This window comes from Candidatus Burkholderia verschuerenii, from assembly GCF_001189365.1.
Taxonomy (GTDB): Bacteria; Pseudomonadota; Gammaproteobacteria; order Burkholderiales; family Burkholderiaceae; genus Caballeronia; species Caballeronia verschuerenii.
This window is the reverse complement of the sequence record NZ_LFJJ01000194.1, coordinates 1-10,811: the sequence shown is the minus strand read 5'-3', so window position 1 is coordinate 10,811 and position 10,811 is coordinate 1. Positions and strand designations below refer to the sequence as shown.

Annotated in this window: 5 protein-coding genes and 2 pseudogenes; 1 reads left to right on the top strand and 6 read right to left on the bottom strand. The window is 63.8% G+C overall.

Features of this window, described 5'->3' with window-relative positions:
- Positions 1 to 116: 116 nt before the first annotated feature.
- The 6 genes and pseudogenes from BVER_RS24225 to BVER_RS24200 form a co-directional block, all read right to left on the bottom strand.
- Positions 117 to 491: an NAD(P)H-binding protein gene (locus tag BVER_RS24225; protein ID WP_232316738.1), complete on the bottom strand. Its 375-nt coding sequence runs from the start codon at positions 489 to 491 to the stop codon at positions 117 to 119.
- 121 nt (positions 492 to 612) lie between these two features.
- Complete coding sequence (locus BVER_RS24220; protein WP_050455444.1) at positions 613 to 3,921, bottom strand: efflux RND transporter permease subunit; 3,309 nt, start codon at positions 3,919 to 3,921, stop codon at positions 613 to 615.
- Between the two features lie 3 nt (positions 3,922 to 3,924).
- Positions 3,925 to 7,047 (bottom strand): MdtB/MuxB family multidrug efflux RND transporter permease subunit, encoded by a 3,123-nt coding sequence (locus BVER_RS24215; protein WP_050455442.1) that lies wholly within the window; start codon positions 7,045 to 7,047, stop codon positions 3,925 to 3,927.
- 16 nt (positions 7,048 to 7,063) lie between these two features.
- Positions 7,064 to 8,434, bottom strand: coding sequence for an MdtA/MuxA family multidrug efflux RND transporter periplasmic adaptor subunit (locus tag BVER_RS24210; RefSeq protein ID WP_050455441.1), 1,371 nt, complete (start codon positions 8,432 to 8,434; stop codon positions 7,064 to 7,066).
- 370 nt (positions 8,435 to 8,804) lie between these two features.
- Positions 8,805 to 9,425 (bottom strand): annotated as a pseudogene (locus BVER_RS24205) (IclR family transcriptional regulator); the annotation flags it as partial.
- Entirely contained in the window at positions 9,398 to 10,633 is a 1,236-nt protein-coding gene (locus BVER_RS24200) for a recombinase family protein (protein WP_232316740.1), read from the bottom strand. The pseudogene BVER_RS24205 and the gene BVER_RS24200, both read right to left, overlap by 28 nt.
- A 50-nt stretch (positions 10,634 to 10,683) precedes the next feature.
- On the opposite strand from BVER_RS24200, the pseudogene BVER_RS24195 reads away from it, so the two are divergent.
- Positions 10,684 to 10,811 (top strand): annotated as a pseudogene (locus BVER_RS24195) (transposase); the annotation flags it as partial.

The window sequence follows — 10,811 nt, the reverse complement described above, 5'->3', positions numbered from 1 at the left end:
AAGTTCCAAACTCCCAGGAAACCATTCAGATCAATATTGCTTCTGGGAGTTCTGGGAAACACGATCTTCCGGCGGCCCCTTGCCACCCTTGACTTCGACTAATTCTGAAGGGCCGACTAATGACGCAGCGACAGCGGATTGCGTTCCGGGTGATACGCCGACAGCGCGCTCACCACGATCAACTGATGCACGCGGCGGCGCTTGGCGTAATCGGCGGTGCGCATCACGGCATCGCGATCGATCTCGCGTTCTTGAAGCACGCCTTCGGTTTCCGCGGAACCGGCGGCGTAGACGACATGCGTGATGTCGTCGAAGGCGTGGGAAAAGTCGTGAGTGAGATCGCCGAGCACGATTTCCGCGCCCATCGCCGCGAATTCGCTTTTATGCGCGGACTTGCGCAGCAGCGCGCGAAACGGCACGGCCTGCTCGTGCAGGCGTCGCGCGATCAGACGGCCGGTGCGGCCGTGCGCGCCGATCAGCAGAACTTTCATGGATGACATTCGAGTTCGCTCGCGGTCGTGGGCGGTGACTCGACACGGTAAGGCATTTGCGCGCGGCGTGCCATCGGGACTTATGCGATCGATGGTGCGCCGCACGAATCAGCCGCGAGCTTTACTCGGTCGCATTCGCCGGCCGCGCGCCGCCATTACGCCGCGCCTGCCGCGCCTTCGACCACACGCGAATCCGGTCCATATACAGATAGACGACCGGCGTCGTGTAGAGCGTCAGCATTTGACTGACGATCAGCCCGCCGACGATCGCAATGCCCAGCGGCGCGCGCATTTCCGAACCTTCGCCCGAACCGAACGCGAGCGGCAGCGCGCCGAGCAGGGCGGCGGCGGTCGTCATCATGATCGGACGGAAGCGCAGCAGACACGCTTCCTCGATGGCGTCGCGCGAGGTCTTCGCGCCGTGCCGCGTCGCTTCGATGGCGAAGTCGACCATCATGATGGCGTTCTTCTTCACGATACCGATCAGCAAAATCACCGCAATGAACGCGATGATGCTGAACTCGGTATGGAACAAGAGCAGCGCGAGCAACGCGCCGACGCCGGCGGACGGCAGCGTCGAGAGAATCGTGATCGGATGGATATAGCTCTCGTACAGCATGCCGAGCACGATATACACCGCCGCAAGCGCGGCCGCGATCAGAATCGGCAGCGACGCGACTGATTGCTGGAACGCCTGCGCCGTGCCCTGAAAACTGCCGTGGATGGTTTGCGGCACGCCGATTTCGGCCATCGTTTCGTAGATCGCGGCGGTGGCATCGGACAGTGATTTGCCCGGCGGCAGATTGAACGAAATGGTCGAGGCGACGAACTGGCTCTGGTGATTCACCGACAAGGGCGTATTGCCCGGCCCGAACTTGGCGATGGCCGATAGCGGCACCATCGTTTCCTTCGACGTCGACACGGCCGCGCCCGCCGACGAACTCGACTTGCCGCTCGCCGCGATGGCGTTGGTCGCCGAGTTCTTCACGGCCGCAAGCGCCAGCGATGCCGTCGTCTCCGATGCGCCGCTCGAGGTCGACGCGGTCGTGCCCGAACTGCTGCCGGCGGTCGACGTCGTGGTCGATTGCGTCGATGCCGACCCGCTCGCCGTGCCGCCCGACGTGCTGATCCACACCTGCTTGAGCATTTCCGGGTCTTGCCAGTACTTCGGCGCCAGTTCCATGACGACGTGATACTGCGACAACGGGTTGTAGATGGTCGAGACCTGCCGCTGGCCGAACGCATCGTAAAGCGTGTTGTCGATCTGCGCGGGCTTGATGTTCAGGCGCGCGGCGGTGGCGCGGTCGAAGGTGACCATCGCTTCGAGTCCGCCCTGTTGCTGGTCGGAACTGACATCGGCGAGTTCGGGGCGCTTCTGCAACGCGTCGGTGAGCAGCGGGCCCCATTTGTAGAGATCGGACGTAGTGTCCGACAGCAGCGTGAACTGATACTGCGCGTTCGATTGCCGTCCGCCCACGCGAATGTCCTGCACCGCTTGCAGGAACGTGCGCGCGTCGGCGACATCCGCGAGCGGCTTGCGCAGACGGTTGATGACCTGATCGGCGGAAATCTTGCGCTCGCTCTTCGGCTTGAGCGAGATGAACATGAAGCCGGTATTGGTCGAGCGGCCGCCCGTGAAGCCCGCGACGCTATCCACCGCCGGGTCCGCCTCGACGATCTTCATCATCTCGGAGAACTTGCCCTTCATGGCCTGGAACGACGTGCTCTGATCCGCCTGAATTCCGCCGATGATGCGCCCCGTGTCCTGCTGCGGGAAAAAGCCCTTCGGCACGATGACATACAGATAGCCGTTGAGCAGAACGGTCGCGACCAAGGTTAGGATGATCAGTCGCGGATGCGCCAGCGCCCAGCCGAGCGAGCGCGCATAGCCGCGTTGCAGACGCTGGAACTGACGCTCCAGCCACTTCGCGACGCGTCCTTCCTCGCGCTTCTCGTGTGGCTCTTCGAGCAGGCGCGAGCACATCATCGGCGTGACGGTCAGCGACACGACCAGCGACACGGCAATCGCCAGCGACAACGTCAGCGCGAATTCGCGAAACAGCCGCCCGATAATGCCCGCCATCAGCAGGATGGGCAGGAACACGGCGACGAGCGAAATGCTCATCGAGATGACGGTGAAGCTGACTTCGCTCGCGCCGAGCAGCGCCGCCTGCATGCGCGGCATGCCGTTTTCGACGTGCCGCGAGATGTTTTCCAGCACGACGATGGCGTCGTCGACGACGAAGCCGGTGGCGATGGTCAGCGCCATCAGCGAGAGATTGTCGAGCGAGAAGCCGAGCAGATACATCGCCGCGAAGGTGCCGATGATCGATATCGGCACGGCGACGCTCGGGATCAGCGTGGCGCGCCAGTTGCGCAGGAACACGACCATCACGACCAGCGCCACGGCGATGGCGAGCGTGGCTTCGGTGTCGTGCAGCGACGCGCGGATGGTGGTCGAGCGGTCGGCGGTCGGCGTGATCTGGATATCGGCGGGAAGCGCGGCCTGCAATTGCGGCAGCATCGCCTTGACGCGATCGATCGTCTCGATGATGTTCGCGCCCGGCTGACGATACAGAATCACCAGCACCGTGCGCTTGTTGTTGATCAGGCCGAGATTGCGCAGGTCCTCGACCGAATCGACCACTTCGCCGACATCCGACAGCTTCACCGCCGCGCCATTGCGATACGCGACCACCAGATCCTTGTACTGCGCGGCCTTGCTTGCCTGATCGTTGGTGTACAGCTGGATGTTCGTGTCCTTGAACTCGATCGTGCCTTTCGGGCTGTTCGCGTTCGCCGATGCCAGCGCTGCGCGCACGTCTTCCAGTCCGATACCGTAGTGAAACAGCGCGCCCGGTTCCAGTTCCACGCGCACGGCGGGATTGGCCGAACCGCTCACGTTGACTTCGCCGACGCCGGGAACCGTGGAAAGCGTCTGCTGCAGGACGGTGGCGGCGGAGTCGTACATTGCGCCCGGCGTCCGGGTGGGCGAGGAGAGCGCGAGCACGAGAATCGGCGCGTCGGCGGGATTGACCTTGTGATAGGTCGGATTTTGGCGCAGGGCCGTGGGCAGATCGGCGCGCGCGGCGTTGATCGCGGCCTGCACATCGCGCGCGGCGCCGTCGATATCGCGGTTCAGGCCGAACTGCAAGACGATGCGCGTGGTGCCGACCAAACTCATCGACGTCATTTCGCTGACATCGGCGATGGTGCCCAGATGCCGCTCCAGCGGACTCGCGACGCTCGTCGCCACCGTCTCCGGACTCGCGCCCGGCAAGGACGCCTGCACGGAAATGGTCGGGAAATCGACCTGCGGCAAGGGCGCGACCGGCAGCTTCACGAACGCGAACATGCCCGCGAGCGCGATGCCGATAGCGAGCAGCGTCGTCGCGACCGGGCGGTTGATAAAGAGGCGCGACATGTTCATCGCTTATCTCTCGTCGCTCGCCGGACGCGACGGATTGATGTGATGCCCGAAGCGCGACCGCAGGCGGCGCCCGAGCGATTCGAAGCCGAGATAGATCACCGGCGTCGTAAACAGCGTGAGCAACTGCGACACGATCAGGCCGTCGACGATCGCAATGCCCAGCGGCCGGCGCAATTCCGAACCCGCGCCCCAGCCGAGCATCAGCGGCAGCGCGCCGAGGAGCGCCGCCATCGTCGTCATCAAAATCGGGCGGAAGCGCAGCAGACACGCCTGGAAAATCGCATCGTACGGCGACTTGCCTTGTTCGCGTTCTGCTTCGAGCGCGAAGTCGATCATCATGATCGCGTTCTTTTTCACGATACCGATCAGCAGCACGATACCGATGATGCCGATGATGTCCAGATCGTTGCCGGTAATCATCAGCGACAGCAGCGCGCCGACGCCCGCGGACGGCAGCGTCGAGAGGATCGTGATCGGATGGATAAAGCTCTCGTACAGCACGCCGAGCACGATATACATCGTGACGATGGCCGCGAGAATCAGGAACAGTTCGTTCGACAGCGACGCCTGGAACGCCAGCGCCGCGCCCTGGAAGCGAATCTGGAACGACGCGGGCAGCGCGATATCGTTCTTCGCCTGGTCGATCGCCTTCACGGCCGCGCCGAGCGACGCGCCCTTGGCGAGATTGAACGACACGGTCGTCGCCGGGAACTGGCCCAGATGCGTGACGAGCAGCGGCGCCGCGCGTTCATGGAAGGTCGCGATGGACGACAGCGGCACTTGTCCGTTCGTTGCGGTGGACGAGGGCAGATAGATGCCGTTGAGGATATCGCTGTAATGCGCGTCGCTCGGCTCGGATTCGAGAATCACGCGGTACTGGTTCGACTGCGTGAAGATGGTCGAGATGATGCGCTGGCCGAACGCGTCGTAGAGCGCGTTATCGACCGTGGCGGGCGTGATGCCGAAGCGCGCCGCCGTCGGCCGGTCGATCTCGATATACACGGACTGTCCGTTCTGCTGAAGGTCCGTCGCGACATCGGTCAGGATATCCGTGTGCTGCAAACGCTCGACCAGCTTCGGCACCCATTCCACGAATTCGGACGGATTCGTGTCCGTCAGCATGAACTGATACTGCGTCGGGCTGACGGTGGAATCGATGGTCAGATCCTGCACCGGTTGCATATACAGCTTGATGCCCGGAATATCCGCCACTTCGCTTTGAATGGTGCGGATGATTTCCGCCGACGTGTTGCTGCGGTCGTCGCGCGGCTTCAGGTTGATGAGCATGCGCCCGCTGTTCAGCGTGATATTCGTCCCGTCCACGCCGATAAACGACGTCAGGCTCTCCACGTCCGGATTTTGCAGAATCTTTTTCGCCAGCGCCTGCTGCTGCGCCGCGACCGCCTGATACGACGCCGCCTGTGGCGCTTGCGTGATCGCCTGAATCACGCCGGTATCCTGCGTCGGGAAAAAGCCCTTCGGAATATAGATATAGAGCAGGGCGGTGCCGATCAGCGTCAGCACGAACACGAGCAGCGTCGCGCGCTGCCGCGCCAGCACCCATTCGAGCGCGACGGCATAACGCCCGATCACCCAGTCGATGAACTGATGCGCGCGCGCCTCGAAGCGCTTGCTTTCCTTCGGCGGCGTATGGCGCAGCAGCTTGGCGCACATCATCGGCACCAGCGTCAGCGAGACGATCGCCGAAATCACGATGGTCACGGCGAGCGTGATGGCGAACTCGTGGAACAGGCGGCCGACCACATCGCCCATGAACAGCAGCGGAATTAGCACCGCGATCAGCGACACCGTCAGCGAGATGATGGTGAAGCCGATCTGCTTCGAGCCCTTAAGCGCGGCTTCGAGCGGCGGTTCGCCTTCCTCGACGTAACGCGCGATGTTCTCGATCATCACGATGGCGTCGTCGACGACGAAGCCGGTCGCGATGGTCAGCGCCATCAGCGAGAGATTATCGAGCGAGAAACCGCACAGATACATGACGGCCAGCGTGCCGACCAGCGACAGCGGCACCGACAAGCTCGGAATGATGGTCGCGTAGACGTTAGCGAGGAACAGATAAATGACCAGCACGACCAGCACGACCGACAGCGCCAGTTCGAACTGCACGTCGTGCACGGAGGCGCGGATGGTCGTGGTGCGGTCGGTGACGATGCGCACGTCGAGCGCGGCGGGCAGCGATTCCTGCAACGCGGGCAACAGCTTCTTGATGCCGTCCACGACCTGAATCACGTTCGCGCCCGGCTGACGCTGCACGTTCAGAATGATGGCGGGCGTCGAATCGACCCATGCGCCGAGCTTGGTGTTTTCCGGACCCTGTACGATGGTCGCGACATCGGTCAGCATCACCGGGCGGCCGTTGCGATAGGCGACCACCGCGCTCTTGTAGGCATCGGCGTCGGTGAGTTGGTCGTTCGCGTTGATCGTGTAGGCGCGCGACGGGCCGTCGAAGTTGCCCTTCGGCGTGTTGACATTGAGGTTGGAAATCGTCGTGCGCAGATCGTCGATATTCAGCCCGTACGATGCCAGCGCGCGCGTGTTCGCCTGAATGCGCACGGCCGGGCGATTGCCGCCGCTGATCGACACCAGACCCACGCCGGCCACCTGGGAAATCTTCTGCACGAGCCGCGTGTCGGCCAGATCCTGCACCTGCGTGAGCGGCAGCGTTTTCGAGCTGACGGCGAGCGTGAGGATCGGCGCGTCGGCCGGATTGACCTTGGCGTAGATCGGCGGCGCGGGCAGGTCGGACGGCAGCAGATTGCCCGCCGCGTTGATCGCGGCCTGCACTTCCTGTTCGGCGATATCGAGCGGCAGATCGAGCCCGAACTGCAAGGTAATGACCGATGCGCCCGCCGAGCTTTGCGACGACATCTGGTTCAGGCTCGCCATCTGGCCGAACTGCTTTTCCAGCGGCGCGGTAACGGACGACGTCATCACGTCGGGCGATGCGCCCGGATAGAACGTCTGCACCTGAATGGTCGGATAGTCGACCGCCGGCAGCGCCGAGAGCGGCAGGAAGCGCAGCGCGACCAGGCCGACCAGCATGATCGCCGCCATCAGGAGCGCCGTGCCGACCGGCCGCAGGATAAAGATGCGAGAAGGATTCATGCGTTTCGCTTAACTCTTACTGCGCGTCGGTTTGCTTGCGGCGATGCCCGCCGTGACGCGCGCCCGATGCCGCCGATGCAGGCGCGGCAGCCGATGCCCCAGACGCGCCAGATGCGCCAGACGCCGCGTTCGCCTTTTCCGCCGGAATCGTGATCTTCGCGCCTTCCTTGAGACGATCCGAGCCGTCGATCACCACGCGCTCGCCGACCTGCAGACCCGACTTGATGCTGGTGCGCTCGCCATCGACCGGGCCGGGCTTTACGAGCCGCACCGTTACCGTATTGTCCGGCTTCACGACGTAGACGAACGCGCCTTGCGAGCCGTTGAGCACGGCGGGCGTCGGCACGATGGTCGCCTGCTTGATCACGTCGACCAGCAGCTTTGTGTTGACGAACTGATTCGGGAAAAGGCCGAGACCCTTGTTGTCGAAGGTCGCGCGCAGCTTGACGGTGCCGGTCGTGGTGTCGATCTGGTTGTCGACGGTTTCGAAAAAGCCGGCTTCGAGCGGCGTGGTGTTGGCGCGGTCATACGCCGTCACCGACATCTTCGTGCCCGCGTGCAGCGGCTTGAGGATCGCCGAGAGGTTGTCTTCCGACGTCGTGAAAATGACGCTGATCGGCTGCAACTGCGTGATGACAACGACGCCGTTGGTGTCGCCCGTGGTCACGTAGTTGCCCGGATCGACCTGACGCAGCCCCACGCGCCCCGACACCGGCGCGGTGATGCGCGCGTAGGTCAGATCGAGCTTGTAGGTATCGACGTTGGCCTGATCGGATTTGACCGCGCCTTCGTATTGCTTGACGAGCGACGCCTGCGTATCGACCTGCTGCTTGGCGATGGAATCCTGCGACAGCAGCGTCTGATAACGCTGCAAATCGAGCCGCGCGGTTTGCAGCAGCGCCTGATCGCGCGCCAGCGTGCCTTGCGCGTTGCGCAGCGAGATATCGTAGGGACGCGGGTCGATTTGCGCGAGCACGTCGCCGCGCTTGACCATCTGGCCTTCCTGGAAATGCACTTCCGTGAGAATGCCGTTCAGTTGCGTCTTCACCGTGACATTGGCGAGCGGCGTGACCGTGCCCAGCGAATTGATGACGACCGGCATTTCGCCCTGCGTGACCGTGGCCACATGGACGGGCTGCGGCATGTTCATCGCATTGGGCCCGCCGCGCCGGCCGCCGCCCTGACGCACGTCCTGCTGCGCGCCCGGTCCGCTTTCGCCGCCACGATTCCACGGATGCCACCAGGCGATCGCGCCCGCGACGATCAGCACCGCCACGATGAGCGGCACCACGCGTCGCCGTCGCGGCGGCCGTTCCGTCGGGGTGGGGGAGGCGGGCGGAGTGGGCGTCGGGCGAGGCTGCCCGGAAGAATTCTTTTGGTCGTCCATCGATTCGCTGACTGGGTCTTTCGATTCTGTTACGTGGCGCGGATGGGCGGCGTCTCGCGATACGCGTTCGTGCGCCCGTGAAATCGCACCGGGCGACCGCACGGAAACGCTAGGAGTCTTGAGGATGCCGGCCTGCGGGCAAGCCCGGCCGATGTCCGGCGTGGTTCGGCATGAGTCGGCACCATTCGACACGACTCGGCGGCGCACGCGGCATGCCGGGCCGGACCACGCGAAGCATGATGCTACGTCCCGCACCGTGACCCGTCCACCGGCCATTCTTTCGGCTGATTACGAGTGTTACACGGGATTGAAGCGGGACTAAGGCGAGGCTAAGTCGGACGCGGCCGGCGACCCCGGCGAGGGCACTAGTTTAATCGGCCTGATCGAAGAAGGGCGTACCGGCCTTGCCGCCGATTTCCAGCGCGATCTGCGTGACGCAGTCGAGCAAGGCCGGCGCGACATCGCCGACCAGCGTTTCCGGCGGGCATGAATGCGCCGCGCCGCCGCAATTCACCGAGTAACGCTCCTCGGACGGCCCGACGAAGCCCGCCGCGATCGCGTTCAGCCCGTGATGCCATTTGCCGATGGAAATGGCGAAACCGTGATCGCGCGCGTAATCGAGTCCGAGTTGCAGCCCGCGCGCGATGGCCGGCCAGTCGTCGCCGGAAGCGGTTTGCAGGCTGCCGATCAAGGCCTGCCGTTCCTCCGCCGATAGCACCGACAGATACGCGCGCCCGACGGCCGTCCGGCTCAGATCCATCCGGCCGCCGACTTCCAGTCGCGACACCAGCACGGCCGAGCGCGGTCGAATTGAATCGATTACAACCATGTCGAGACGATCGCGCACGGCGAGATGCACGGATAACCCGGTTTTCTCGGCGAGCGCGATCAGAAACGGCCTCGCGCGTGCACGAATATCGAAGTTGCGTAAGAATCCGTTGCTGAGTTCGAGCACGGATGCCGTCAGTACGAATCGCTCGCTATTCGCCACTTCAGTCCCTGAGTGGGCACTGCGTTTACGCCGTTGCCCGCCACCAGCGTCTGGAGGAGCCGGGACTTCGATCCCATGATCTTGACTTCGCCGGTATTCACCTCGACGCGCTGTGCCAGCGCGCGGAGATGGTCGCGGCGGTAGCCGCCGCCTTCCAGCCTGATTCGCCGGCGGGCGGTCTGCGCAAAGGTACGGACCATCTCCGGGGTGACGGCCTTGGCTCCTGAACTGTCGAGCATGGCCTGCGCCCGCTCGGCATCCACTCTGGCCTGATCCCTGAGCGCCTTGAGGCCGGCGATACGGTCTTTCAGCGCCGGGTCCTCGATGTCGGCCACGCCGGCCTCGATCGCGTCGTACAGGCGCTTGAGGCGCAAGTCCGATTCGGTCGCGCGTTTGTTCAGTTCCGCAATATGGTCGCGCCGACGCTCGCCCTGTTCCTGTCGGCGGTCGAGAACGCTGGCGAGGATGGTTTCGAGTCGCTCGGGCTGGAGCAACCGTTCCTCCAGATGATCGACAACGAGATCGTCCAGCTTCTCCATCGGAACGGCGACGCTCTCGCAGGCGGTCGGCCCCTGCCGCGCGCGGGTCGAGCAGGCATAATAGCGATAGCGCCCACCCTTGCCAGTGCGGATGGTCATCGCTCCGCCGCACTTGGCGCAATGGATCAGCCCCGTCAGCATGGTCGGCCCGCTGATGACGCGGGCGAGCATGAGCTTGGGGTTACGGGCCTTGAGCAGCTTCTGCACCGTATCGAACGTCTCGGGATCGATGATCGGCGGGACCGGAACCGTCACGATCTCGCTGACCGGCTTCAGTTCCTTGGTCTTGCTGCGCTTGTTGAACTCATGCTCCCCCCTGTAGGTGCGGCGCGTCAGGATGCGGTGAACCTGCCCGATGCCCCAACGTCCGCCATCACGGGTGAAGATGCGGCGCTTGTTCAGATAGGAGACGATGTTCTTGACGCCCATCTGGCCCGTGGTCCCGTCGCCTTCCAGCGCAAGGCGATAGATCAGCCGCACCGTGTCGGCGTGGAGCGGGTCGATCTCCAGCTTCTTCTTGGTCTTGGCCCCGCGCTGCTCGGCCGCGACGACGCGGTAGCCGATCGGCGGCAGCGAGCCGTTCCAGAAGCCCTGCCGTGCGTTCTCCTTCAGCGCCCGGATGACGTGCTTGGCGTTTTCCTTGGACTGGTACTCGTCGAAGAGCGCCATGATCTGGCGCATCATGACGTGCATCGGGTCATCGCCCATCTCTTGTGTGATTGAAGCATGCGTACAACGAGAGTGATGAGTCAGTGTGCGAGCGCTGGGCGGAGAACGTCTACTTTCAATTTTTCTGCGGCGAGGAGTACTTTCAGCCGCGCCTACCGTGCGATCCGACCAACCTGGT

Coding starts and splice junctions, on each gene's coding strand:
- BVER_RS24225 (WP_232316738.1), bottom strand. CDS start 491: ATGAAAGTTCTGCTGATCGGCGCGCACGGCCGCACCGGCCGTCTGATC.
- BVER_RS24220 (WP_050455444.1), bottom strand. CDS start 3,921: ATGAACATGTCGCGCCTCTTTATCAACCGCCCGGTCGCGACGACGCTG.
- BVER_RS24215 (WP_050455442.1), bottom strand. CDS start 7,047: ATGAATCCTTCTCGCATCTTTATCCTGCGGCCGGTCGGCACGGCGCTC.
- BVER_RS24210 (WP_050455441.1), bottom strand. CDS start 8,434: ATGGACGACCAAAAGAATTCTTCCGGGCAGCCTCGCCCGACGCCCACT.
- BVER_RS24200 (WP_232316740.1), bottom strand. CDS start 10,633: ATGGCGCTCTTCGACGAGTACCAGTCCAAGGAAAACGCCAAGCACGTC.